The following is a 25,618-nucleotide window of genomic DNA, read 5'->3' as shown; positions in this document are numbered from 1 at the left end:
CAGCGTGCGATGCACGCCCTGGCACCGCCCGCTGCGCCGTCAGGCAACGGCGCCTGCCGGATCAGCGCAACGCGCCCTTCGCGCGCAGTTCGCGGCCGATGCGCACGATCTCGCGCTCGCCTTCCGCCAGCGCGGCGGCACTCGTGTGCACCGAGTAGTTGCCCAGGTGCAGATCGTGTGGATGCGGGACGGCCGTGCCGACCACGAAGCGCACATCGGTCACCGCCTCGAATTCGATCGCGGCGTCGGACGGGTCGAACACCACCAGTTCGCCCTGCCCGACCGGATCCGGTACGCGCAGGCTGCCGTCCATCACGGCGGTCCAGCCGACGCTGCAGCCCGGTTGCGGCCGGCAGGTCCAGCGCTCGCCGGCCTTGAGCTGCACGACGACGTAGTGGAGGCCCGGCGGCGCATCGATCGGGCTGACCGCGTCGCCGCTGCGGCCGAGCAGCACGCGGGCCGGGCCGTCCGACGGGATGTCGGCGATCGACAGATGCTGGCTGAAGGCCGGCGCCAGCTCGCGCTCCGGCGGCAACGCAACCCACAGCTGGAACACCTTGACCGGCGGCACGACGGTACCGGCATGCCAGACCCCGCGCCCGGCGTTCATCCATTCGATGTCGCCCGCCACGATCGTGCCTGCGTGGCCGGTGGATTCGGCGTAGCTGCCGCGACCGTCGATCACGAGCGTCAGGGTGGCGATCCCGGAATGCGGATGCCAGCCGAAGCCCGACCCGATCGACGCTTGCGTATCGACCAAGTCGAGAAAGACGAACGGCTTGATCATCTCGCCGACGTCGGACGGGCTCACCATCCGGACGATCGGCCCGTGCGCGCGGCCGCGCGTGCGCAAGATGACGCGACGGCCGGCAACGGCGACGTCGGCGGGCTGCGTGGCATGTGACATGGTGGCGCTCCTGTGGTCGGTCCCGGTCGCGCGGCGTCAGGCCGCGAGCGCAGCCGCCGCTTCCTTCGCCGATGCGATGGCGCCGTTGCGCGAGTCCTGCCCCATCGCCACGCCTTCCGCACGGACGAACGCGATGTCCGTGATGCCCAGGAAACCAAACGCCGCTTTCAGATAGGTTTCCTGATGATCGAACCCCGCAGCAGGCGAACCCTCGCTGTACACGCCGCCGCGCGACGACGCGACCACCACCTTCTTGCCGCCGCACAACCCGACCGGCCCGTTCTCGCCGTAACGGAAGGTCGTGCCGGCCACCGAGATGCGATCGATCCACGCCTTCAGTTGCGAGGCGATGCCGAAGTTGTACATCGGTGCGCCGATCACCACGATATCCGCGGCGAGAAATTCATCGAGCGCGCGCCGGCCGATCTCGACGTCCGCCTTCAGCGCGTCAGAAATCGGGGCGCCTTGCGCGGCGGCCAGATGGTCCGCCGTCAGATGGCCGATCGGCGTGGCGGCGAGATCGAGGCGCGTGACCGTGAGGCCCGGATCGCTGGCACGGAACGTCGCGACGACTTCCGCCGACAGTTCGCGGCTGACGGAGCCCTGGCCGAGGATGCTGGAATCGATATGGAGCAGTTTCATGCGTATGTTCTCCGAACGGGATTACTGCTTGAGCGCTTCGGCCGTGATCAGCAGCTTCGTCTTCATCCTGAAGCCGTACTGCTTGCCGTAGTCGAGGCCGAAATCGCCGCGGTCGAATTCGCCGACGGCGTCGACTCCGCACACTTCGCGCTTGAGCATCGGGTGCGGCATGCACTTGAACGAATCGATCTTCAGCGTCACCGGCTTCGTGACGCCATGCAGCGTCAGGTTGCCGACCACCGACACCGGCTTGTCGCCGTCGAACTTGATCGCGCCCTTGTAGTTCGCCTGCGGGAACTTGGCCGCGTCGAAGAACTCGGCCGTCTGCAGATGCTCGTCGAGCTTCGCGCTGCCGGTGTGGATCGATGCGATGTCGGTCGTCACGTCGACCGTGCCCGCCTTCGCCGCGCGGTCCAGCGTCACGGTGCCGCTCGACTTGTCGAACTTGCCGCGCCAGACCGACAGGCCACCCATGTGGTCAGCCTCGAAGCTAGGGTACGTGTGGCTCGGGTCGAACTGGTACGTCACGCTTTCGGCAAAGGCCGGGAACGACAGCGACGCTGCCAGCGCGCCTGCGGCGATCATCAGTTGCTTTTTCAAACGCTTTCTCCCTGGAAAGTAAAGGTTCATCTGTAGCGTGAGAGCAGTATGGAGAGTGAAGCCGCTTTACACTAGATGGATAAACAGGATTTGATTAATCCATTTTTGGAGGAATCCAATGCTCGATCTGAATGACCTCGCGCTGTTCGTCCAGGTCGTCCGCGCCGGCAGCTTCTCGGAGGCCGCGCGCCGCCTGCGCATGCCTGCCAATACGCTGAGCCGGCGCATCGACCAGCTCGAGGGGCAGCTCGGCACGCGCCTGCTGCATCGCTCGACCCGCAAGCTCGCGCCGAGCACCGAGGGGCAGGCGCTGTTCGAGCGCTATGCACCGGCGCTCGACCGGATCTTCGAGATCGAGCGGCTGCATGCGGACGGGCAGGAACCGTCCGGCACCGTGCGCATGACGGCGATGGCCGGCTTGTTCGAAATTTTCCGGCTGGAATGGCTGGCGGAGTTCTATGCGCGCTACCCGCAGATCAGTATCGACTTCCTGCTCGACGACACGCCGTCGGACCTGATCGGCGAGCGCATCGACCTGGCCTTGCGCATGGGGATCGAGACCGGCGGCAGCTTCCGTGTGCGCCGGATTGCGCCGGGCACGATGATCCTCGCCGCCAGCCCCGCGTATCTGGAACGGCGCGGTGCGCCGCGCACGCCGCGCGAACTGGCCGACCACGACTGCCTGACGGTTTCCGGCCGCCAGGGCCGCAGCATGTGGCGCCTGCAAGGGCCGCGCGGCACCCAGGAAATCTCGATCGACAGCCGCTTCTCGGTCAACGACATGCGCGTGGTGGTACAGGCGTGCATCGCCGGGCTCGGGGTCGCGCTGCTGCCGCAGTTGCTCGCGGAACCGGGCATCGAGCAGGGAAAGCTGGTGCGTGTGCTGCCTTCCTACCGACGCTCGAGCAAGGACCTCGGGCTGCAGCTCGTCTATACCGGCCGGCCGCCCTTGGCGCCCGCGGTCACGGTGTTTGCCGATTTCCTGCTGGAAAAGCTCGGCGAAACGTTGCCCGGGCAGTCGAAGCACCCTGCCGACCGATAACGTTTCGTTGTCGCGGCAAACGGCATTTCTCGTTGAACGCCGAATTTCGGCGATCGAACACCGCGGGGCGTCGCGTCGGGGATCGGCTGGCCGTGCGGGACGATCGATTGCCGCAGCCGGTCGGCCGGCGGGTTCGCCAGCGCGTCGTGAAACGCGGATGGCACGGGGCCCCGCCGGATTGACGTCCGGCCGGACGCACAGCGGCACGCTCGCATCGAGCCGCGGCGGCGCGATACGACCGGACTATCCGACGCGATACATCGGCACCACGTTGCTGCCGCCCGTTTCCTGGTCCGACGCGAGCGGATCGCGCGCCTGTTCGAGCAGCCAGTTGGTCAGCACCGCGATATCGAACTCGTTGCATGCATCCGGGTTCTGCACCAGCACGTAGCTACCCGATGCGACCGTGCAGTGCGGAAACAGCTCGACGAGCCTGCCTTGCTTCAGCAGCCCGTCGACCAGCGGCCGCCGCCCGATCGCGATGCCGTGCCCGTCGACCGCGGCCTGCACCAGCTGGTCGTACTGGCTGAAATGCAGCGCGCCCGCGGGCCGCAGGCGCGGCACGCCCAGTTCCTTCAGCAGATGGCTCCATCCGTGCCACGGCCACTCGCCGCGCGGATCGTCGAGATGCAGCAGCACGTGCTTGTCGAGGTCGGCCGGCTTCATCGCCGCCGCATCGCCCGCCGCCGGCATCAGGCTCGGGCTGCAGACCGCCACGACACGCTCGCGAAACAGCACGTCCGTCTCGTCCGTCGACGTATACGGCCCTGCATATCGCACGGCCAGGTGCAAACGTTTGCGTTTAAGATCTTCAATTTCGCTCGTTGCCGATACGCGTACGTCGATGTCGGGGTAGCTTGCTCGGAACGAGCCGAGGCGCGGAATCAGCCACAGCGCCGCGAACGAAACGGTGGTCGACAACGAGATCGCGCGCTGGCCGACACTCGACGACAGCTTGCCGATCACCGACTCCAGGTCGGACAACGCGAACGAGATCGCGTCGTACAGCTCCCGCCCCTTGTCGGTCAGTGTCAGCGAACGAATGTGCCGGTGAAAGAGCTCGATCCGGAGCTGCTCCTCGAGCGCCTTGACCTGCCGACTCACGGCGGATTGCGTGACGTTCAGTTCCTGCCCGGCACGCGTAAAGCTCAAATGACGCGCCGCGCATTCGAAACCTCTCAGGAAATCCAGCGAAGGCATACTTCTCAATCGCTTTGCCAATCTCACATTAGCCATACCGCCGCCTCAAAGTTGCACCCACCGACAGGCAAATCGCCGCTCGTCTCCCTGAATCGTTTCTCCTATTTGGATTCGGGAACGATTTTATATTGAAGCATGGATGCGGATCATTCTTATTTTCAATCGTGACATTCGTATTTATCTATCTTTTTTCATCAATCCGATATTCTTACATTAACATTATGAAGTAGTGATTTTGTAAATAAGCCAGCACCTGGAACGACGCGAAGAACGGTCGACAACGGCACCCAAGAACAGGACATTTCAGGCACAAACCCGCGCTCCACTAGCCACCTTGATGCCAGAGCAGAGCCGCACCCCGATTCCTACAATATAATTTCATTCACCAAACATTTTTATTCCCTTCCCGGATTACGAAAAGAATACGCATCTCAACATACATGCGGAATACTATTTAAATATTCAATTTCATGTTTATTAAAATATACTAAACGCATGAAATTTAATTGCACCATGCAATTCCCGGAAATTGATGAACCAATTATGTCCGGAAATGAATATTGCGCCGACCGGACGCGGCAACCCGCGTACGTCGCGCCAGCGCACCATACGGAATCGGTTCCTCCCTTTACCGGACGGAACGCGTGTCGCTATACGCTGTCCGCTCCACTGTCGGCCACCCGGTTCGTCCGCGCGGTCACTTCGCGGCGATAGCGGTTCAGCTCCTGCGCGGTCGCGAACGTGCGCTCGAACAGGATCGACAGGTTGTGCAGGATCCGCTCGACGACCTTCTTTTCCCACTCGCCGTCGAAACGGATCTGCTCGTCGAGCCAGCGCTCGAGCCATTCCGGATCGGGCAGGCGCGACTGCACCGTGTCGCGCGGGAACAGCGCCTGGTTCACGTGCAGGTTGGTCGGGTGCAGCGGCTTCTCGGTGCGGCGCGCCGACGCCATCAGCACGCCGATCTTCGCGAACGCGGCACGCGCAACGTCGCCGCAGTTGTTCAGCGCCTTCTTCATGTAGCGCAGGTACGCGCCGCCGTGGCGTGCTTCATCGCGCGAGATCGTTTCGTAGATGTGCTTGATGACCGGCTCGGTATGCCAGTCGGCCGCGCAGCGATACCAGTGATTCAGGCGGATCTCGCCGCAGAAGTGCAGCATCAGCGTCTCGAGCGGCGGCGCCGGATCGAATTCGAAGCGCACCGCGTGTAGTTCCTCTTCGGTCGGCACCCTCTCCGGCCGGAAGCGGCGCAGGTATTCCATCAGCACGAGCGAATGCTTCTGCTCCTCGAAGAACCACACGCTCATGAACGCGGAAAAGTCGCTGTCGTGCCGGTTGTCGCGCAGGAACATTTCCGTCGCGGGCAGCGCCGACCATTCGGTGATCGCGTTCATCCTGATCGTCTCGGCCTGCTCGTCGGTGAGCAGCGAAGCGTCGAACGTGTCCCACGGAATGTCCTTCTCCATGTCCCAGCGCACCGCTTCCAGCGACCTGAAAAGTTCCGGATAGAGCATCGTCGTCACCGTCGTCGAAAAGCTTTCGGGCGCGGCACCGGCCACCACCGTCGCGGTCATGCCGATTGCGTGGATACCGGCGCCGCCGCGTCGGCGTCGGGCGCGCGGTCGTCCGCGTCGTCTTCCACCGTGCGCGGCGACAGCCTGCCGCGCAGCAGCGCGTAATAGAACTGGCGATACGTGCGGTGGTAGTAGCGGATGCGCGGCCCGATCGCGCCATGCAGATCGTGCAGCCGCTCGATCGGCAGGTTCGGCATCATGTGGTGCTCGACGTGATAGTTGTTGCCGTTCGTGAACCACGTCATGAACGCATTGCTCTCGATCGTCCGCGTGTTGCGGAACGGATCGGTGCTCGTCAGGTCGCAGCGGTAGTGCTCGGGCATCTCGACCAGCGCATGCACGGGCGCGGCCACGAACACGAGCGGCACGACCCACACCCACACGACGAACCCTGTGTGCAGCACGAACGACACGGCGGCCAGCAGCGCAATCACCGCGACCATCAGCAGGTGATCGCGGCGGATCGCGCGCGACACGAGCGGATTGTCGCCGAAGCGTGCGCCCGGCACGACGAGTTTCGCGACGTTCTTCGCGAACTGGATATAGTGCGCGGCCATCGACAACCGCCACGCCCACAGGCCGAGACTGACGACGGGGCTCGCGCCGTACTGGTCCCCGTAGTCGAAGAACTCCTTGTTCCCGGGCGTGCCGAGCAGCCGGTGATGGCGCAGGTGGCTGTCCTGGTACGCATGGAACGACACGAGCATCGGCATGCCAAGCAGCACGCCGAACACCATGTTGAGCCGCTTGCTCCTGAATCCCTGGTAATGCAGCGCCTGGTGCTGCAGCTCGACGCCGTGCGCGTACATCGCGCCGATCAGCAGGATGCCGACAATCTTCAGGACCACATACGTCGACAGCGCGAATAGCATGCCGTGCGCGATGAGTGCGACGTAGACCGCCAGCTTCAGCGAGAAGACAACGCCGCTCGGGCGGCTCTTCAGGTCTGCAACCGGTTTCGGGCGGGCGACAAGCGATGAGGTGACGGACAAGACGCTCTCCTTGAGCCGGACCTTGCCCGGCACGATGACGCGGCGACGCTGGCGCGCTGCCGGGTTGCAATTCTTCTGTGAGTCGATGCTTCGGACAAACGAATTTTCCGAACGCATTGCATGACGCCCGCGCATGAGCGCCCCACATCGTGAACTAGACGACCGGTCGAATGCGTACCGACCAGTCACCTCGCACGTGCTCACGTATATCGCCATGCCGAGTGGATGCGTGCTGCTCATGCATAGCCTGCAAATATTCCGTTTGTCGCGCCCTGTCGATCCGGCAAGAATCCCCTCACTCGACGAACGGCGCCGCCGGCACCGTGGCGCGAGCGGCCGTGTTCCTCAAGGGGAGAATCCTCGTGACGAAGTACGCATCCACCATTCATCGCCTGATCGAATCGCTCGAGGACGTCGCCGGCGCCATGCATCGCATGACGTTCGTCGACGACGCCGGCAACGAGGCGAGCATCACGTACCGGCGCTTCGCGGAAGAAGTGTTTCGCCAGTCCGGCGCGCTGCGCGAACTCGACGTGCGCGAAAACGACATGGTGATGCTGGCATTGCCCGCGTCGATCGAGCACGCGGCCGCGATGATGGCCTGCGTGATGACGGGCGCACTGCCCTGCACCGTGCCGGTTCCCGCGCGCCGCGCCACCGCCGGGCGGCAAGTGATCGACGTCGCATGCGAGCTGTACCGGCCGCGCCTCGTCATCGCCGCGGATGCCCGGTCCGCCGCATGGCGCGACGACGCGTTTCCCGCCTCGTCCACGCGCGTCGTCGATCTCGAGACGCTGTCGCTCGCGGCGGATGCCGGCGCACGCGCACTGATCAGCGCGAAGCACGGCCGCGATCCGCATCATGTCCAGCTCACGTCGGGCTCGACGTCGCACCCGAAGGCCGCGGTGCTCAGCCACGAGAACGTGATCTCGAACGTGCTCGGCATCGGCGGGTCGGTGCGTTTCGACCTCGCGGCCGGCGACGGTACCGCGTCGTGGCTGCCGCTCTATCACGACATGGGGCTGCTCACGCTGCTGTCGAACATGCATTACCGCGCGCCGCTGCTGATGATGCAGCCGAACAGCTTCATTCGTAATCCGCTCGGCTGGTTGAAGCGCATCGCGTCGGCGCGCGCGACGACCACGTCGGTGCCGACCTTCGCGCTGCGCTACTGCGTGCGCCGTTTCAACGCCGCCGCGATGGAGGGCGTCGACCTGTCCGCGTGCCGCAACATCTTCATCGGCGGCGAACGCGTGGACGACGCGACGCTGCGCGACTTCGCCGCGACGTTCGCCCCGTACGGTCTCGCGGCCTCGGCGCTGCAGCCGTGCTACGGGATGGCCGAATCGACGCTCGCGGTGTCGATGCATCGCGCGTGGCACGACGGCGCGGTCGATGGCGCGCCGTACGTGATCGCCGACACGCTCGACCGGCGCGCGCTGATCGAGCGCCGCGATGCGCAACCGGCCGCCGCGAACGACGGCGCCGACACCGACACCGAAACCGTGCTGGCGATGGGCACGCCGATCGACGGCATGGCGTTCCGGATCCTCGACGACGGCGACCATGCGCTCCCGAACCGCGCCGTCGGTGAAGTCGCGATCCGCGGCACGTCGGTGATGCTCGGCTACCTGAATCCGGAAGACGGCTCGATCGCCGCGCCGCTGACGGCCGACGGCTGGTTCCGCACCGGCGACATCGGCTACGTCGCCGACGGCCAGCTTCATATCCTCGGGCGCAAGAAGGAAGTCATCATCATTCGCGGCAGCAACTACTTCCCGCACGAAATCGAGGAGGCGCTTGCGTCGCATCGCACGCTGCGCAAGAGCACCTGCATCGCGTTCGGGCTGCCCGACCCGGAGACCGGCACCGAACGGCTGGTCGTCGCGATCGAGGCACGGCCCGTCGATGCGACGCCGCAGACGCGCGCCGAGTGCCAGCAACTGCTCGCATCCCGGATCGGCTTCGCCGCGCAGGACCTGTGCTTCGTCGAACCCGGCTCGCTGCCGCGCACGACGAGCGGCAAGCTGCAGCGACTGAAGTGCCGCGACCTCTATGCGAACGGCGCGCTGTCCGTCATCCACGCAGCGGCCGCCGCCGAAGCCGGCCAGGGAGCGTACGCATGACGACCGCCACGCTCACGCCGGTGCTCGAATTGCGCGACGTCACCCGTGTGTACGAGGGCGCGGGCCGCGTCGTCGCGGTGCGCGGCGCGACGATCTCGATCGGCCAGCGCGACGTCGTCGCGCTCGTCGGCCCGTCGGGCAGCGGCAAGAGCACGCTGCTCAACCTGGCCGGTTTTCTCGACGTGCCGAGCAGCGGCGAACGCTGGCTCGAAGGCCGCCGGATCGACGACGCACCGGACACGCTCGAACGGATCCGCCGCGAGCGCATCGGCTTCGTGTTCCAGCAGTTCAACCTGATACCGGTGATGTCCGCGCTCGAGAACGTCGAGCTCGGCTGCTTCGCATGGGGCACGCCGCGCACGCGCCGCGAGCGCGCCCGCGCGATGCTCGACGCGGTGGGGCTCGCCGCGCGCGAACGCCACCGCCCCGGCGAGCTGTCCGGCGGCGAGCAGCAGCGGGTCGCGCTGGCCCGCGCGCTCGCCAAGGAGCCGGCGATCGTGATCGCGGACGAGCCGACCGCCAGCCTCGACAGCACCAACGCGCGGGCGGTGGCCGAACTGATCCTCGACACCAACCGCACGCTGGGCACCGCCTTTCTGATTGCGTCGCACGACGATCGTCTGTGCGCGCACCTGCCGCGCCGCATCGAGATGCGCGACGGCGTACCGGGAGTGAATCGTGAACTGGTCGACGTTTGCGTGGCGTAACCTCTGGCGCAACAAGCGCCGCACCGTGCTCACGATGGCGATGATCGGCGTTGCCGCGTTCGCGTCGAGCCTCGCGCTCGGCTACGTGATCGCAACCTTCGACGCGGTGCGCGAAGGGTCGATCGACAGCGGCGTCGGCCATGTGCAGGTGCTGCACCACGGCTATCTCGACCTGATCGGCGAGCGGCCGCTGCAGTACGGGCTGAGCGCCGACGAGCAGGCCACCGCAGCGCACGCGATCGCGGCGCTGCCCGGCGTCGCGACCACCGCGCGCGGCATCGACTTCGACGGGCTGATCTCGAACGGCGACCTCAGCGACGGCTTCGTCGGCGAAGGCATCGAGCCGAACCGCGAGCCGCCCGGCTTCTTCGACTATCACACGGTACTGTCGGGCCGCTACCTGTCGCCGACCAATGTCGGCACCGAAGTCGTCGTCGGCGCCGAACTCGCGCGCAAGCTCGGCGTGCACGTCGGCTCGGTCGTACAACTGATGGCGTCGACCGCGCACGGCGGCATCAACGCGACCGACGCACAGATCGTCGGCGTGATGAGCACGGGCAACAAGGACGTCGACGAGCGGATCGTCAACGTGACGTTCACGGCCGCGCAGGCGCTGCTGCGCACCGACCGCGCGTCGCGTATCGCGGTGTTCCTGTCGGACACGGCGCACACGCCGGCCGCCGCCGCGACGCTGCGCGCCGCGCTGCCGACGCTCGACGTGAAGACCTGGGACCAGCTCGTGTCGCTCTATCACCAGGTCGTCGCGCTGTACAAGAACCAGTTCTCGGTGTTCGGCGCGATTCTCTGCCTGACCATCCTGCTGTCGATGAGCAACTGGATCCTGATGAGCATCGTCGAGCGCCGTCGCGAGATCTCGACGCTGCGTGCGCTCGGCGTGCCGGCTGCTACGGTGCGCGGCGTGCTGATCCAGGAAACCGCCTTCCTCGGCCTGCTCGGCGCGGCCGCCGGCATCGCGGTGGCGCTGCTGACGATGGTCGCGCTCAATCACGCGCAGATCCACCTGCCGCCGCCGCCGGGCCGCGTGAAGCCGATCCTGCTCGAATTCACGGTCTCGCCGGCCGCCGTGGCCGCCGTCGAAGGCGCGTTCGTCGCGCTCGGGGTGGCCGCCGCGCTGCTCGCGACGCTCGGGCTCGCCAAACGCAACATCCTCGAAGGACTCGCCCCATGATTCGCATTCGCCACCTGGCCGCCGCGCTCGTCGCGTGCGCGCCGCTCGTTCATGCCGCCGACACGCCGACGGCCCAGGCCATGCTCGCCCGGGCGGACGCATACCGCAGCACGGCCGCCGATACGCAGACGAACATCCAGATCACGAATGAAGTCGGCGGACAGTCCGGCGACGCGACGCGCTATCTCGTCTATACGCGCGGCAACGGCGACACGCTCGCACTGACGCGCAGCGGCGAGAACGATGGCCAGAAATACCTCGCGACGACGCGCGGCCACTGGTTCTACGTGCCGAACACGCGCAGCGCGGTCCGCATCAACGGGATGCAACGGCTGCAGGGCGAGGTCGTGATCAGCGACATCACGCGCACCCACTGGGCGGACAGCTATCGCGCATCGGCCGCGGCCGGCCCGACGACGATCGCCGGCAAGCCGGCCACCGAGCTCGACCTGACCGCGACCGACCCAGACAACGTCTACCCGACGATCAAGCTGTGGGTCACGCCCGACACCGACGTGCCGGTGCGCGCGCAGTTCTTCCTCGCCAGCGGCCTGCTGTTCCGCAGCGCCGACTTTTCCGCGCCGGTCGACGCGAACGGGCGCAAGGTGATCCGCAAGATCACGTATCGCAACGAGATCGAGAAGCAGCGCGCAAGTGTCGTCGACATCCTCGACGGCCAGCCGCGCAAGATTCCGTCGGGCTGGTTCAATCCCGACACGCTTGCCGATGGCCAGTGACCACGACGCCCATGTCGACGCCCATCGTGACCGCCTCCGTCCATCACCCGGCCGCATCCGGCCCGCCGTCGCGCTCGCCATCCCGCTCGCGCTCGGCTGCACGCTCGCGCACGGAGCATCGCTGATGGAACAGTTGAGCACGCTGAACGGCATCGCGTACGCACGCTCGGTCGACAGCATGGACGGCCACGCGCTGCTCGGCAGCCTGATCGGCGACGAACCGCGCAACCAGCAGGAAGCCGGGCTGCTCGCGCGCATCGACGGCGAGAACCTGTTCATGAACGCGCGCGCCGTCGCCAGCACCCATTCGCTCGGCGCGCAAGCCACCCGCTTCAACGAGGCCGGCGTGCGCTATGCGTTCGACAACGGCATCACGCTCACCGCCGGCAAGCGGATCGATCCGCTCGACACGTCGCAGGCGTTCTTTCCGCTCGGCTTCTTCCAGAAGCGCGCCGCGACGGCCGACATCTACGACCGCTACGGCGATGTCGAAGGCACGCCGCTCGTCGAGGCGAAATGGGCCGGCGAGCAGACCACGCTGCAGTTCATCGCCGGCGAGAACCGCACGCTGCGCAGCGACGTCGACAACCGCGACGTGCAGGGCGCGACGCAGCTCGTGCGCGGCGCATACAACTGGGCCGGCGGCTCCGCGGCGCTGCTTGCCGGCCGTCATGCGGGCCGCGGCGGCGCGGGCGCGACGCTGTCGTTCGACGTCGCGCGCTCGAACACCGTCTATGCGAGCGCGTGGCTTGAACGCGGTACGACACGGCCGCTGCCCGCTTTCATCGCGAACGGCACGCCGCTCGATTCGCCGGCCGCCTACGACGCGGTCGATCGCCGCAATGATCGCCAGGTCATGTGGCGCAGCGCGGTCGGCATGCAGAGCGCGCTGCCCGGCAACCTGTCGCTGATCGTCGAGTGGTCGCACGACGAGGCGCGTTACGACGCGAGCCAGTGGCGCCAGATGGTCGGGGCAGTCCGCGCGAACAACGCGCTGCTGCCCGTCGCACCCGGCGCGGCGCTGGCCGGCCTCGGCGGCACGGCCGATTTCGTGAGCGTCGACGGCAACCTGCGCGACTACCTGTTCGCGCGGCTCGGCAAGAAGATCGGCCGCGTCGAGTATTCGCTGCGCGGGGTCTATTCGCCGCAGGACAAGGGCCTGCTCGCCATCGCGCAAGTCGTCGCCGACGTGAACCGGCGCGTCAGCGTCGATGTCGCGGTCACCCGTGCGTTCTCCGACAGCCACTCCGAGTACCGGATGGTCGGTCTCGGCACCCGTATCGACGCCGCCGTGCGCGTGCGCTTCTGACAGGAACCCTGCCCCATGTCCACGCTTTCCATGCCCGCTTCGTCCACCGTCCCGCTCGCGACCCCGCCGCTGCTGCCGCGCGTGGCCGACCAGGCCGCGTATCCGGTGCTGCGCCACTTCGACACGATCGCGTCGCTCGGCACGCCGCCGCGCGCGGCGGCCCGGCTCGTCGAAGCGGCCGCCGTGCGGCTGCTCGACAGCGAAATGGTGATCGCGCTGCACGCCTCCACGCCGGATGTGCTGCCCGATTCGTCCGCGTCGACGCCGCTGCGGCACGACGAGGCGCCGCTCACCGAAGCGCTGCTCGACCAGATCGGCCGCGAAGGCTTCCATCACCTGTTCAAGCCGTTCATGCGCGCCTTCATCCGCATCATGTTCGGGCTGTTCTTCTCCGACGACCAGAACCGTCGCGCGTGCGACTGCATCGACAGCGGCCATAACTTCGCGTTCCTGATGAGCGACGGCGGCGGCCCGACGCTCGCCGCATGGCGCACGGTCGTGCGCAGCGACGACAACGGCCTCGCGCTCACCGTCGACAAGGTGTGGGGCATCGAAGCGCATCGCGACTGCATGGCCGTCGTCGCCGCGCGGTTGCCGGGCGTGATGTTCCCGGCCGCCTACCTCGTGTGGCCCGACGAATACCGGAAGCTCACGCGCACGACCTGCGGCGCACCGTTCCTCGCGGGCAACCTGCAGCTCGCGAACGTCGGCGGCCAGGTGCGCGTGAGTGCCGAAGATCGCCTGCGGATCGGCGGCCCGACCGTATTCAACAAGTACCTGACCGTCGTGCGCCCCTACTTCGTCCGCGCGTTGATGGCACACATCGGCTGGCTCGAACGCACCGGCCGCGTCGAACTCGACGCCGACGCGCGCGCCGTACACCGGTTCATCGCGGACGCCGCACGCAGCCAGACCGACGACGCGCACTACAGCTTCGGCAAGGTGCAGCGCGTGCTCGCGATCAAGCTGCTGTCGAACGAGTTCCTGACGGCGCTCGTGCGCGACGGCAGGGTCGCCGCTTTCGACGACCAGCGCGACCTGCTGGCGTTTTCGAAGATGGAAGGCAGTTCGTACCGTTGTTATCACGAGCTTCGCAAGAGCCTGCGCTGCGAAGCCGGCAGTTGACCCACGCGACAGGCCGATCGATCCCGATCAACCCACTTCATTTTCAGGAGCTCCTCTCATGACGACCCAGAACGTTCCGGCCGACGCGCTCGACATCCTGTCCCGCGAAGTCGCGAAGATCCTCAATGTCGAAACCGTCGATACCGACGCCGGCATCGGCGAGCTCGGCATCGATTCGCTGAACATCGTCGAGCTGATCGTGTTCTGCGAACAGCTCTACGGTTCGATCGACCCGGAAGCGCTGAACATCACGCAGTACACGACGCTGCAGCAGCTCGACGCACAACTGCGCCGCCAGCAGCACGCCGCCTGATACGACGATGCTCGCGCCCCTTGCGACCGTGGCGGCACCCGCCGCCCAGCCGGCCCCGGCGACCGCGCTGACCGTGCAGGCACTCGCGTACCGGCGCGTCGCGCCGTCGCGCGACGGCGCGGCCGTGCCGCTCGACGGCACTGCCCGCGCGATCGGCATGCTCGCGTGCGCCGAACGCGAGCGGCTGTGCGGCGCGGTCGGCGCGGACGACTACGTGGTCAGCTCGACGATCCTGTCGATGCTGCTGATGAACGATTCGCCGCAGCATCGCGTGTTCGCCCAGGCACTCGCCGGCGCGAACGACTACACGCCCGACTGGATGACCTGCTCGTACGAATGCGCGGGCTGGGGCTACGTGCTGCGCCGCACGCTCGCGACCGCAGCCGAGACCGGGCCGCGCACGCTGCTGCTGCAGATCGTCGACGTCGACGTGCACGGTTTTACGTACTGGCACGGCAACCCCGCATGGGGACGCTCGGGCTTCGGCGTGTGCACGCTGCTCGTCGACGTCGGCCGCGAAGCGTCGCCGTCGGCGCCGTCGGTGCTGGCCGATGCGGCCCCGCCGGCCAGCGCGGTCGTGCGGCTGGGCCGCGACATCCGCGCTTTCTGCGCGGCCCGCCCCGGCTTGCAGGCGGCGCTGCCGTTCTTTCCGGCGACGTCGCGCCGCGCGCTGCTCGCGTCGGTCGGCAAGACGCCGTTGCTGCCGGACGGCCACGGGCTGTTCGGCCATGCGTTCGGCAGCGATCCGTGGCTGTCGGTGCTGCTCGCGCATCGCGACGGCGACACGCCGCGCCGCGCGGCCGTCTGCTCGCTCGCGCTGAACGGCTATTACGCGGTCGCCGACGTCGCGTTCGCGCCGGACGCGACGTTCTCTCTCGACGACGAGGCGTGACATGGTGCGACCCGTTCACTTCACCTACCGGATCGCGCGCGATGCGCGGCAGCCGGTTGCGGTCGCCGCAAGCGCGTACCGGATGCCGCTCGAGACACCGGCCGACTATGCGCGCGCCGCGCTCGCGGAAAGCGCCGGCGACCTCTACGACGCGGGCGATGCGCTCGGCGGCGAGCGCCGCGTGCTCCTCGACCACGTCCAGTACTTCGCGTTCCTCGCGGAAGTCACCGCGCGCATTCGCGATGCCGTGCATCCGGACGCGCGCGTGTTCATCGAAGTCTGCGCACCGTACTTCGGTGCGCTGCCCGCCGAACTGCTCGCGCCGCACGTGTTGCTCGGCGTGCACCTGTACGACGAAGCATTACGCGATGCCGCGCGCGGCGCACCGGTCGTGTGGATCGGCGACCGGATCCTGCGCGATGCGGAGTTCGCCGGCGACAACCGCGTGTGCTGCGCGATCTGGCCCGCGCGGCTCGCCGACGCCTTCGACGCGCAGTTGCGCGGCCCGTGGCCGTCGTATGCGATTCGCCTCGACCCGCACCCTGCCACGCCACGCGGCGCCGTCACGACGCTTACCGATTCCGCCCATGATTCCGGCGCCGCCGCGCGGCCGGGGAGACCTTGAAATGACTGACATGCTCACCGTTATGCAGGACACGGCCGACATCCGCTGGTCGATGCCCGTCGACGCACTGATGTCGAACGATTACGCGCTGCGCGAAGAGGCGCTGAACCGGCTGTACGAAAAGGCGAAGGCCGCGCAGTGGGACGTCGCGACCGACGTCGACTGGAGTCACGACCTCGATCCGGCGAATCCGCTGGGCATGCCCGACCCGACGCTGCTGATCTACGGCACGGAACTGTGGGGCAAGCTGTCCGATGCCGACAAGCGCGAGGTGCGTCATCACGCGCAGGGCTGGCTGCTGTCACAGATCCTTCATGGCGAGCAGGCCGCGCTGATCTGCGCGTCGAAGCTCGCGTCGGCCGAGAACGGCCTGAGCGCGCGGCTGTGCGCCGCCGCGCAGATGATGGACGAAGCGCGCCACGTCGAGGCGTACGCGAAGCTCGTCAACGAGAAGCTCGACGTCAGCTACCCGATGAGCCGCTCGCTGAAGGGGCTGCTGCACGACACGATCACGAGCAGCGCGCTCGACATGACGAACCTCGGGATGCAGGTGCTCGTCGAGGGTATCGCGCTGTCGATCTTCCAGAGCGTGGTCGCGTACAGCACCGATCCGTTCATCAAGGACCTGTTCGTGCGGATCCAGCGCGACGAATCCCGTCACTTCGCGGTCGGCCGGATCACGCTGTGCCGCGTGTATGCGGAGATGAGCGCGGTCGAGCTGCGCGAACGCGAGGAGTTCGTCTGCGAAGGCGCGGCCGTGCTGTACGAGCACCTGTGCGCGGACGACATCTGGGAACCGATGGGGCTGTCGAAACGCGAATGCAGCGCGATGGTGCGCGAATCGCCGGTGTCCAGCTCGATCCGCCGCTCGATCTTCCGGCGCCTGGTGCCGACGATCCGCGAGATGGGCCTGCTCACGCCGACCGTGCAGGCGACCTTCGAAAAACTCGATGTCCTCGACTACGCGGCGATGCCGCTCAACTGAACCATGACGACGAACGCCTCCCAAGCATCCCGCGACGCCGGCTTCTGGATCGGCATCGACGCGGCGGCCTACGAGCTGCCGGGCCTGCCCGTCGATATCGAGGCCTGGGCCGCCGAGCGCGACTACCCGGCGCAGCGGGCCGCGGCGATCGCACACTCGGGCAGCCGCTATTTCCACATGGCGCTCGACACGAGCGAGACCGATCTCGCGATCGCGGCGGCCGGCCGCCTGCTCGACACCGCGCGCGTGCATCCGTCCGACATCGGCGCGATCGTGCACGTGCACACACAGCAGTTCAGCGTGCCGCCCGCGCCGCGCAGCCTGCCGCACGAGCTGGCCGCCGAGCTCGGCATCGAGCCGCTGTGGCTCGGCTCGGTCGCGCAGCTGAACTGCGTGTCGGTCGCGGCGGGCATCGAGACGGTGCGCGCGCTGATGCGCCGCCATCCGCAGCTCGACGCGGCGCTCATCGTGTCGTCCGACCGCGTGTACGGCGAGGACTACCGGATGCGGCAGATGACCGGCGTGCAGTGCGACGGCGCGGCCGCGATGCTGATCGCGCGCAACAGCACGAAGAACCGGCTCGGCGGCATCGCGATCGAGACGCATGCGAAATGGCATCGCGGCTCGGATACCGTCGCCGCGAACGAGGCCGACCTGATCATGATGGAGTGGCCGTACACGCGCAAGGCGATCGACGCGGCGGTCGCGCTCGAGCCGCATGCGCTCGATGCGTACGAACTCGTGCTGCCGCACAACGCCGACCTGCCCGGCTGGAATGCGCTGTGCCGCGCGATGCGCGTGCCGGCCGAGCGGCTCTATGCGGAAAACATCCATGCGCGCGGCCATGCGTGCTGCTCGGATTTCCCGATCAACCTGGCCGACGTCGGCCTCGACGCGGTCGCGCGCGGGCAACGCGTGCTCGGCGTGATGCAGTCCAACTGCGGCGCGTACGCGGCCGCGACGCTCCATCCGGTGGGTCGCCATGACGCCTGAGCGCCCGCTTCCGCCCGCCGGCGACCACGCGTGGATCGCCGACCTGCGCACGCCGTGCTACGTGTACGAGCCGGAAGTCGCGATCGCGCGCTACCGGTCGCTGAAGGCGCGGCTCGGCACCCGGCTGATCGTGTCGCTGAAGGCGAACCCGAACCAGGACATGCTCGCCCGCTGCGCGCATGCGTACGAGGACGGCGTCGAACTCGCGAGCCGCGGCGAACTCGACGCGGTGATCGGCCGGATCAAGACGCCGCGCTACCTGAACAACCCGTCGATGGACGAGATGTTCATGCGCGCCGGGCTCGCGTCGCGCTGTCATTTCGTGTTCGACAACCCGGACGCGGTCGCCCGCTTCGTGCCGCTCGCGCGCGAGGCGGCGGCCGGCGGCAGCGCGCCGGGCCCGGTCCTGCTGCGCGTGAACGCCGGCGCGCTGGCCGGCGACGATGCGCGCGCGCTGTGGCACGACCACTTCGGGATGACGCCGAACGAGGCGCACGGCGCGGTGCGCACGCTCGCCGCCGCCGGCCTGGCCGTGGCCGGGCTGCACGTGTTCTCCGGCCCGCATTCGTTCATCCGCCAGGACGCGACGCAGCCCGACACGCTCGTGCTGCCCGAACGGCTCGCGGCGCTGGCCCGCGACCTCGCGCCCGCCAACGGCGCCCCCCTCGCGTCGCTGAGCCTCGGCGGCGGCTTTGCCGACGATCATCCGGGCGACGCCGCGTTCGAACGCTATGCCGCCGCGCTCGCCCCGCTGGCCGGCCAGTACTCGCTCGCACACGAATCCGGCCGCGCAATCTTCGCGGATGCCGGTGTGTTCGCGACGCGCGTCGTCGCGGTCAAGACGTGGCAGGACCGCACGATCGCGGTCTGCGACGGCGGGCTGTCGCATGCGTTCCTGCTTGCGCAGACCGAATCGGTGATGCGCCGGCTGGCCGCGCCATCGCTCGTGCGCCGCACGGCAGCGCCGCCGGTACGCGGCGTGCCGACGATCTATGTCGGCAGCACCTGCAGCCGCGCGGACGTGATCGGCCGCGACGACACGGGCGCACCGCCGCAGGTGGGCGACATCGCCGTGTTCGCGCGCTGCGGCGCGTATCACCGCACGTATTCGATGGCGCATTTCCTGTCCCACGACGCCGCGCACGTGTACGTGCGGCCCGCCTAGACCACCCAGACAGAGGAGCCGATCATGAACGCCCTGATCAGCGTCGCCGACCTGCTCGAACACGGCGCCGCGCGCTGGCCGCAGCATCCCGCGTATGCCGACGGCGCCGGCACGATGACCTACGAACAGCTTGCGCGCGCGGTTCGGCGCGCGGCAGCCGCGCTCGCATCGCGCGGCGTCCAGCCCGGCGAGCGCGTCGCCATCTACGCGCCGAAACGCATTGAAACCGTGGTCGCGATGCTCGCGGCCAACACGCTCGGCGCGATCTTCGTGCCGGTCAATCCGCAGTTGAAGGAAGCGCAGATCGAACACATCGTCGTCGACAGCGGCGCGGCGCTGTTCATCACCGGCGCGCAGCGCTTGAAGCGCCTGCCGGCGCTCGCCGCGCTCGTCGGCGAGCGCGCGATGCTGATCGAGGAACTGGCCGATGCGATCGACGCTCCCGGCGCCGATACGCCGGCGCAGGCGCTCGCCGGCCGGCCGGTGGACGACGATCCCGCCGCGCTGCTCTACACGTCCGGCTCGACCGGCAAGCCGAAAGGCGTGGTCGTGTCGCACCGCAACCTGGTGTCCGGCGCGTACAGCGTTGCCGCTTACCAGGGGCTGGCCGCCGACGACGTCGTGCTCGGCGTGCTGCCGCTCAGCTTCGACGCGGGCCTGAGCCAGCTCACGACCGCGCTGGCGTCCGGCGCGTGTTACGCACCGCTCGACTTCCTGCAGCCTGCGGAAGTGCCGCGCCATTGCGACGCGTTCGGCGTGACGTCGATCACCGGCGTGCCGCCGTTGTGGATGCAGCTCGCGTCCGCCGGCTGGAGCGACTCGGCGCGCACGCGGATCCGCCGCTTCGCGAATACCGGCGGCCATCTCGCGACGCCGCTGCTGCACCGCCTGCAGGCGCTGTTCACGCACGCCGCGCCCTACCTGATGTACGGATTGACCGAAGCGTTCCGCTCGACCTACCTGCCGCCCGCCGACGCGGCGCTGCGCCCGACGTCGATCGGCAAGGCCGTGCCGAACGCCGAGATCCTCGTGCTGCGCGCGGACGGCAGCGAATGCGCGGCCGACGAACCCGGCGAACTCGTGCATCGCGGCGCGTTCGTCACGCTCGGCTACTGGAACCGGCCCGAGCTGACCGCGCAGCGCTTTCGCCCGCTGCCGCGCCGGCACGGCGAGATCCCGCGCCCCGACGTCGCCGTGTGGTCCGGCGACATCGTGCGGCGCGACGCGGACGGCTACCTGTATTTCGTCGCGCGCGGCGACGACATGATCAAGACGTCCGGCTATCGCGTCAGCCCGACCGAAGTCGAGGACGTGCTGTTCGCGCTGCCGCACATCCGCGAAGCGGCGGTGTTCGGCGTCCCGCACGCATCGCTCGGCGAAGCGATCGCCGCGTGCGTCGTCTCGACGCTCGACGCCGACGCATGCCGCGCCGACATCGCGCGCGCCTGCCGCGACGCGCTGCCGACCTACATGAGCCCGCTCGTCGTCGAGCCGCTGCCGGCGTTGCCGCGCAACCCGAACGGCAAGATCGACCGCCCCGCGCTGAAAAACCAGTATCGCGACGCGTTCGCGCGCACGAACGAGGAGACCGCCGCATGACCCTGTCGACGCTCGATGAAACCTGCCTCGGCGCGCGCCGCGTCGCCGAGCCCGGCACGCTGGCCCTGTCCGGCGGCGTCGTGGTGCTGCCGCCCGCCGTGGTGTTCAGCGCGATCCAGGCCCAGGAACGCCATCCCGGCTACCGGCACCTGCTGTTGCCGCAGGCACGCTTCGCGCGGCCGCGCGGCATGGGGGCGCTGACGCCCGACGAAAGCACGCGCCTCGCGCCGGGCGGCCGGCCCACGCTGCGGGTCGCGCCGCCCGGGCGCAGTCTCGCCGACCTGGCCGCCGACGCGGCCCTCGACCTGCGCGACCAGCTCGGCTCCGGGCAGCTGGCCCGCACGACCCACGTGATCGTCGCGAGTTGCGCGCTCAACGAAGGCATCGGCGACTCGGTCGTCGGCCGCATGCAGTACGAGCTCGGCCTGCAGCGCGTGACGCCGTTCGCGCTCGGCCAGAACGGCACGCTCGGCTGGTATTCGGCGCTGATGCTGCTCGACGGGCTGCTCGACGAAGGCGACCAGGCGCTCGTGATCCTCAGCGACAAGTGGCTCTATCCGTTCTTCCGCCAGTTCGGCGACCTGGTCGGCTACGGCGACGCGGCGGCCGCGCTGCTCGTGTCGCGCGCGGGCCCGGCGCCGGAACCGGCCGACTGGGGCGGCGTGCGGTCCGTCGCGATCGAATTCGGGCCGTCGATCGCCGATCCGTGGGCCGACGCGCCGGTCGCACTACGCGACGCGCTCGCACCGGTCGCCGCGCGCGCGATCCGCCGCGCGCTCGACATGGCCGGGCTGCGCGCCGGCCAGATCGACTGGTGCGTGCCGCCCGGCTTCGACCCCGGCTTCGCGGCGCGCGTGGCCGACGCCGCATCGATCCCGGTCGCCGCCCGCATCCAGCATGAAGCCGCCGGCCACCTGTCGTCGGCCGAATCGGCCGCCGCGCTGATCCGGCTCGCGGGCGCGCTCGACGAAGGCGAACGCCGCACGGTGCTCGTGTGGGATGCGGCATTGCATGGCGCGGCGGCGGCGGCCGTCGTCGACCTCGCCGGCGGCCTCGATGCCGCACTCGATATCGAAGGAGACGCGTGATGAGCGCCTACAAGGTGAGCCTGCGCGAGTTGCGCTTCTTTCTGTGGGAACTGTTCGAGGCCGACAAGCGGTTCCTGGCGGAACACGGCCTGTACGGCACGCACGACCGCGCGTCGATCGATGCGCTGCTCGAACGTGCGCGCGATTTCGCGCTCGATCTCGGCCGCAGCTACCAGCAGGCGGACGTCGAAGGCTGCACGCTGCTCGACGACGGCCAGGTGCGCATTCCGTCGCACTTCCACGCGCTGTGGGCACGGTTTCGCGACGAATGGTCGAACACGCTGTTCGGCACCGCGCACGGGCTGCCGCCGATCGTCACGCAGATGATCTACGAGATGTTCATGGGCGCGAACCCGTCGTTCATGACGTACGGCGGCTTCACGCGCCCCGCGATCAAGCTGCTGCAGATGCACGGCACGCCGCACCAGAAGGCGCTGATCGCGCCGCTCGAGGCGTACCGCTGGGACGCCTGCTTCTGTGCGACCGAACCGCAGGCCGGCACCGACCTCACCGCGGTCGCGCTGCGCGCGACGCCGCTCGAACGCGACATTTATGCGATCGATGGCGAGAAGGTCTACATCTCGGCCGGCATGCACGAGCTGACCGAGAACACGCTGTACTTCGTGCTCGGCCGCATCGACACCGCGTCGCCCGACTCGTTCTCGCTGTCGTGCCTCGTCGTGCCGCGCTTCTGGCCTGACGAGGAAACCGGCGAACTGCAGCCGAACCATGTCGACTGCATCGGCCTGCCGCGCAAGATGGGGCTCAAGGGCTGCGCGAACACGCATCTCGTGTTCGGCGCGAACGGCACGACCAAAGGCTGGCTGCTCGGCGGCCGCCGCAACGTCGGCCTGCTGCAACTGATGCCGCTGATGAACCAGGCGCGGATGAGCACCGGGATGTTCGGCGTCGGCGTCGCGTCGAGTGCCTACCTGCATGCGGTCGAGTATGCGGGGCGCCGGCTGCAGGGCCGGCCGATCGAGCGCGCGTCGAACACCCACGCCGCACGCGTCGCGATCGTCGAGCACGCGGACGTGCAGCGCATGCTCGTCGACATGAAGAGCCGCGTCGACGGCTGCCGCGGCCTGCTCGGCAAGCTCGCCGCGACCGCGACGCGCGCGGCGATGCTCGAAGCCACGCCCGATGCCGATCCGGCCGAGATCGAGCGCCATCGCAAGCTCCAGCTGCTGCTGACGCCGATCTGCAAGGCGTTCATCTCCGACCAGGCATGGCGGATCTGCGAAACCGCGATCCAGGTGCACGGCGGGCTCGGCTATACCGATGCGAGCCCCGTCGAGCAGAACGCGCGCGACGTGAAGATCCTGTCGATCTGGGAAGGCACGAACTACATCCAGGCGCAGGACCTCGTGCGCGACAAGCTCGGCTTCGGCCGTCATTCGCGGCTGATCCAGTACTACCGCGACGAGCTCGATGCGTTCCTTGCACGCCAGCATCACGCGGGCACGCATGCGGAGCTGCGCCCGCTGTTCGACGCGCTGCGCGCGGGCGCCGACCGCATCGCCGCCGCGCTCGACGACATCGCGCGCGACGTGCAGGACGGCCACACGCATCGCAGCAGCCAGTTCTACACGCGCTTTCTCGAGATGTTCGGCGTCGTCACGTCGGCGTGGGTGCTGCTCGAATCGGCGACGATCGCCGCACGCCGGCTCGACGCGCCGGACACCGCCGACACGCCCGCCGAACTCGCGTTCTATCGCGGCAAGCTGAAAAGCGCGCGCTACTACTTCGCGAACGTGCTGCCCGTCGTCGACCAGCACGCGGCCGTGATCGCCGCGATGGCGCAGGCGGCGATCAGCGTCAGCAGCGAAGAACTCGCGCAGGTGGAATGACATGGATACGACCCTCGACTCCGGCGCGACAGCCTCGGCCGCCACGCGCCCCGCGGCAGGCGACGCGCCGCGCAACCTGCTCGGCCGCCCGGCGACTCGCCATCGCGGCACCGACCTCGACGGCGCAACGCTCGAACCCGAAGCGCTGCGCGTGCGCGATCTCGACCTGAACGCGCTGATCGGCGCGACGACGTTCGAAGGCGCGCTCGCGCACCTGTGGTTCGACGTCGCGCCCGGCAGCGCCGCGCATCGCACGCACGAGGCGGCAATCGGCACGCGGCTCGCGGCGTTCGCCGATGCACTGGCGCCCGGCTCGGCCGCGCAATCCGTCGCAGCGGATCTCGGCGCGGCAGGCGTCGCGCCGGTGTTCGCGGCCGCATCCGGCCTGCTGCGCGGCTTCGACGACGTGACGGCCCGCATGCAAGGCGAAGCGCCGGGCGACGCCGATCTCGACACGATGCTGCTGTGCGCGGCCGCCGCGCCGTTCCTGCTGCACGCGGCGATCGAAGGCCGCCCGTTCGCCGTGCGCGACGACGCAGCCGGCGCAGCGCTCGCCGCCACGTCGAACCACGCACAACGCATGCTCGTGCTGACCGGCGCGACGCGCACCGATGCCCCGGCGCAAGCCGCGATGGACATGCTGCTCGTCGCGTGGCACGCCGGCTTCGGCTACATCACGCCGACCGTGCTCGCGCCGCGTGTCGCGATCGGCACCGGCGTCACGCTCACGCAGGCGATCGCATCCGGTTTCCTCGCGAGCGGACCGTCCCACGTCGGCGCCGCACTCGAAGCGATGCACTGGCTCGCCGCGCTCGCGCGGTCGGTCCCGGGCGGCGCCGACGCACCGCCCGCCGCGCTCGACGCGGCCGGGCGCGCGGCGATCGATGCGGCGCTCGACGCGAAGCACACGCTGTACGGCTTCGGCCATCCGCTGTTCGTGGCAGACCCGCGTCCGCCGCACATGCGCGCGCGGTTCGCGGCGCAAGGCTTCGACGGCGCGTACGTGACGCTGTTCGACGCGTGCTGCGCGCAAGCCGGCGCCCGCCGCGCCTTGCGGCCGAACATCGATTTCCTGACGGCCGCGACGCTGCTCGAACTCGGTGTCGCCGCACCGTCGTGGGGCGTCGGCGTCGGGCTCGGCGCGCGCATCGCGGCGATGGCCGCGCATGCGGTCGAACGCCGGCGCCGCCCTGCCTTCGGCGTCAACAGCGCGACCGCGCGACGGCTGCTGGCCGCCGTGCCGGTCGGCTGGCTGTGAACCTTCCTCCCTCCGCACTCAGCAAAAGGAACGTCATGCTGCTCAAGAACCTGCGCCCGGCGAACGACTACGATCGCTTCGCCACCGAAACGCTTGAACCGTGGGACCTGCTGTTCATCAGCCGCATCCGCCAGCTCGCGCGCGGGATGACGCCCGGCGTGATCGCCGACATCGGCACGGCCACCGGCGTCGTGCCGGTACGGCTCGCGACCGATCCGGCGATGCGCGGCTGGCGCTACGTCGGCATCGACCTCGATCCGGCGATGCTCGACGAAGGCCGCCCGCGCATCCACGAACTCGATCTCGACGACACGATCGAGATGCGCGTGGGCGACGCGCTCGCGCTGCCGTTCGACGACGGCACGCTGACGATGGCCGTCGGCCGCGCGACGCTGCACCACCTGCCCGACAAGGCGTTGAGCCTCACCGAGATGTATCGCGTGCTGGAGCCGGGCGGCATCGCGCTCGTCCACGACATGCGCCGCGACGCGCCGCAGCACCTGCTCGACCGCTTCACCGAGATGCGCGCCGCCGCCGACTATCCGCCGACCCACGTCGAGGAAAAGATCACGCTCGACGAAGCGCATGCGCTCGTCGCCGAAGCCGGTCTCGCGGCAGTCGCGTCGATCTACAGCCCGAGCGCCGGGCTCGGCGCGCTCGGCTTCGAGATCCTGCTGAAGAAACCGGCGCTGGCCTGAGT

The 25,618-nt window shown here is 68.6% G+C and carries 24 protein-coding genes; 18 read left to right on the top strand and 6 right to left on the bottom strand.

Annotation, left to right across the window (positions count from 1 at the left end):
* Nucleotides 1-61 precede the first annotated feature (61 nt).
* From HWX39_RS17290 to HWX39_RS17280, 3 genes are read right to left on the bottom strand one after another with little or no spacing between them, the layout of a single operon-like run.
* Nucleotides 62-907: a pirin family protein gene (locus tag HWX39_RS17290; RefSeq protein ID WP_175969208.1), complete on the bottom strand. Its 846-nt coding sequence runs from the start codon at nt 905-907 to the stop codon at nt 62-64.
* A gap of 36 nt (nt 908-943) precedes the next feature.
* Nucleotides 944-1,549 (bottom strand): FMN-dependent NADH-azoreductase, encoded by a 606-nt coding sequence (locus HWX39_RS17285; RefSeq protein ID WP_175969207.1) that lies wholly within the window; start codon nt 1,547-1,549, stop codon nt 944-946.
* 21 nt (nt 1,550-1,570) lie between these two features.
* Nucleotides 1,571-2,149 carry a YceI family protein gene (locus HWX39_RS17280; RefSeq protein WP_175969206.1) on the bottom strand — a complete coding sequence of 193 codons (579 nt, stop codon included), beginning with the start codon at nt 2,147-2,149 and terminating at the stop codon, nt 1,571-1,573.
* A gap of 118 nt (nt 2,150-2,267) precedes the next feature.
* On the opposite strand from HWX39_RS17280, the gene HWX39_RS17275 reads away from it, so the two are divergent.
* Nucleotides 2,268-3,191 carry a LysR family transcriptional regulator gene (locus HWX39_RS17275; protein WP_175969205.1) on the top strand — a complete coding sequence of 308 codons (924 nt, stop codon included), beginning with the start codon at nt 2,268-2,270 and terminating at the stop codon, nt 3,189-3,191.
* 243 nt (nt 3,192-3,434) lie between these two features.
* Here the strand turns inward: HWX39_RS17275 and HWX39_RS17270 are convergent, their stop codons facing one another.
* The 3 genes from HWX39_RS17270 to HWX39_RS17260 all read right to left on the bottom strand — a co-directional run bounded on the left by HWX39_RS17270 (nt 3,435) and on the right by HWX39_RS17260 (nt 6,909).
* A complete protein-coding gene (locus tag HWX39_RS17270; protein WP_175969204.1) occupies nt 3,435-4,427 on the bottom strand; it encodes a LysR substrate-binding domain-containing protein in 993 nt (330 codons plus the stop codon).
* A 614-nt stretch (nt 4,428-5,041) separates the two neighbouring features.
* The gene (locus HWX39_RS17265; protein ID WP_175969394.1) at nt 5,042-5,905 is read right to left on the bottom strand and encodes a ferritin-like domain-containing protein; all 864 of its coding nucleotides are present in this window, start codon (nt 5,903-5,905) and stop codon (nt 5,042-5,044) included.
* A gap of 56 nt (nt 5,906-5,961) precedes the next feature.
* On the bottom strand, nt 5,962-6,909 hold the full coding sequence (locus tag HWX39_RS17260) for a fatty acid desaturase (RefSeq protein WP_175969393.1): 948 nt from the start codon (nt 6,907-6,909) through the stop codon (nt 5,962-5,964).
* Between the two features lie 410 nt (nt 6,910-7,319).
* Here HWX39_RS17260 and HWX39_RS17255 point away from each other — a divergent pair, with 410 nt between their 5' ends.
* Genes HWX39_RS17255 through HWX39_RS17175 form a run of 17 tightly spaced genes read left to right on the top strand, consistent with a single transcriptional unit; the run spans nt 7,320 to nt 25,616 of the window.
* Entirely contained in the window at nt 7,320-9,083 is a 1,764-nt protein-coding gene (locus tag HWX39_RS17255; RefSeq protein WP_244135033.1) for a fatty acyl-AMP ligase, read from the top strand.
* Nucleotides 9,080-9,790 (top strand): ABC transporter ATP-binding protein, encoded by a 711-nt coding sequence (locus HWX39_RS17250; protein WP_175969202.1) that lies wholly within the window; start codon nt 9,080-9,082, stop codon nt 9,788-9,790. Before HWX39_RS17255 ends, HWX39_RS17250 begins: the two co-directional genes overlap by 4 nt.
* Nucleotides 9,762-10,979, top strand: a complete 1,218-nt coding sequence (locus tag HWX39_RS17245; protein ID WP_175969201.1) for an ABC transporter permease — start codon at nt 9,762-9,764, stop codon at nt 10,977-10,979. Before HWX39_RS17250 ends, HWX39_RS17245 begins: the two co-directional genes overlap by 29 nt.
* Complete coding sequence (locus tag HWX39_RS17240) at nt 10,976-11,716, top strand: outer membrane lipoprotein-sorting protein (protein WP_175969200.1); 741 nt, start codon at nt 10,976-10,978, stop codon at nt 11,714-11,716. Before HWX39_RS17245 ends, HWX39_RS17240 begins: the two co-directional genes overlap by 4 nt.
* Complete coding sequence (locus tag HWX39_RS17235; protein ID WP_175969199.1) at nt 11,706-13,025, top strand: hypothetical protein; 1,320 nt, start codon at nt 11,706-11,708, stop codon at nt 13,023-13,025. The genes HWX39_RS17240 and HWX39_RS17235 overlap by 11 nt, the downstream gene beginning before the upstream one ends.
* 15 nt (nt 13,026-13,040) lie before the next feature.
* Nucleotides 13,041-14,150 (top strand): hypothetical protein, encoded by a 1,110-nt coding sequence (locus HWX39_RS17230; protein ID WP_175969198.1) that lies wholly within the window; start codon nt 13,041-13,043, stop codon nt 14,148-14,150.
* A 58-nt stretch (nt 14,151-14,208) separates the two neighbouring features.
* Nucleotides 14,209-14,463, top strand: coding sequence for an acyl carrier protein (locus HWX39_RS17225; RefSeq protein WP_011350104.1), 255 nt, complete (start codon nt 14,209-14,211; stop codon nt 14,461-14,463).
* A gap of 7 nt (nt 14,464-14,470) precedes the next feature.
* A complete protein-coding gene (locus HWX39_RS17220; protein WP_175969197.1) occupies nt 14,471-15,355 on the top strand; it encodes a hypothetical protein in 885 nt (294 codons plus the stop codon).
* Between the two features lies 1 nt (nt 15,356).
* Nucleotides 15,357-15,980: a hypothetical protein gene (locus HWX39_RS17215; protein WP_175969196.1), complete on the top strand. Its 624-nt coding sequence runs from the start codon at nt 15,357-15,359 to the stop codon at nt 15,978-15,980.
* Nucleotide 15,981: 1 nt separating this feature from the next.
* Nucleotides 15,982-16,965, top strand: a complete 984-nt coding sequence (locus tag HWX39_RS17210) for a ferritin-like domain-containing protein (protein WP_175969195.1) — start codon at nt 15,982-15,984, stop codon at nt 16,963-16,965.
* Between the two features lie 3 nt (nt 16,966-16,968).
* Entirely contained in the window at nt 16,969-17,958 is a 990-nt protein-coding gene (locus tag HWX39_RS17205) for a 3-oxoacyl-ACP synthase (protein WP_175969194.1), read from the top strand.
* Nucleotides 17,948-19,123, top strand: coding sequence for a PLP-dependent decarboxylase (locus HWX39_RS17200; protein WP_175969193.1), 1,176 nt, complete (start codon nt 17,948-17,950; stop codon nt 19,121-19,123). The genes HWX39_RS17205 and HWX39_RS17200 overlap by 11 nt, the downstream gene beginning before the upstream one ends.
* A 24-nt stretch (nt 19,124-19,147) precedes the next feature.
* A complete protein-coding gene (locus tag HWX39_RS17195; RefSeq protein ID WP_175969192.1) occupies nt 19,148-20,722 on the top strand; it encodes an acyl-CoA ligase (AMP-forming), exosortase A system-associated in 1,575 nt (524 codons plus the stop codon).
* Complete coding sequence (locus HWX39_RS17190) at nt 20,719-21,810, top strand: hypothetical protein (RefSeq protein WP_175969191.1); 1,092 nt, start codon at nt 20,719-20,721, stop codon at nt 21,808-21,810. Before HWX39_RS17195 ends, HWX39_RS17190 begins: the two co-directional genes overlap by 4 nt.
* Nucleotides 21,810-23,660, top strand: coding sequence for an acyl-CoA dehydrogenase (locus HWX39_RS17185; RefSeq protein WP_175969190.1), 1,851 nt, complete (start codon nt 21,810-21,812; stop codon nt 23,658-23,660). Before HWX39_RS17190 ends, HWX39_RS17185 begins: the two co-directional genes overlap by 1 nt.
* A 1-nt stretch (nt 23,661) precedes the next feature.
* Nucleotides 23,662-24,918 carry a citrate/2-methylcitrate synthase gene (locus tag HWX39_RS17180; protein WP_175969189.1) on the top strand — a complete coding sequence of 419 codons (1,257 nt, stop codon included), beginning with the start codon at nt 23,662-23,664 and terminating at the stop codon, nt 24,916-24,918.
* Between the two features lie 35 nt (nt 24,919-24,953).
* A complete protein-coding gene (locus HWX39_RS17175; protein WP_039347774.1) occupies nt 24,954-25,616 on the top strand; it encodes a class I SAM-dependent methyltransferase in 663 nt (220 codons plus the stop codon).
* Nucleotides 25,617-25,618 lie beyond the last annotated feature (2 nt).

The sequence above is a fragment of the Burkholderia sp. BCC0322 genome, assembly GCF_902833045.1.
GTDB lineage: Bacteria > Pseudomonadota > Gammaproteobacteria > Burkholderiales > Burkholderiaceae > Burkholderia.
Note: the sequence above shows the minus strand (reverse complement) of the source record. Positions and strands in the feature narration are given on the sequence as shown.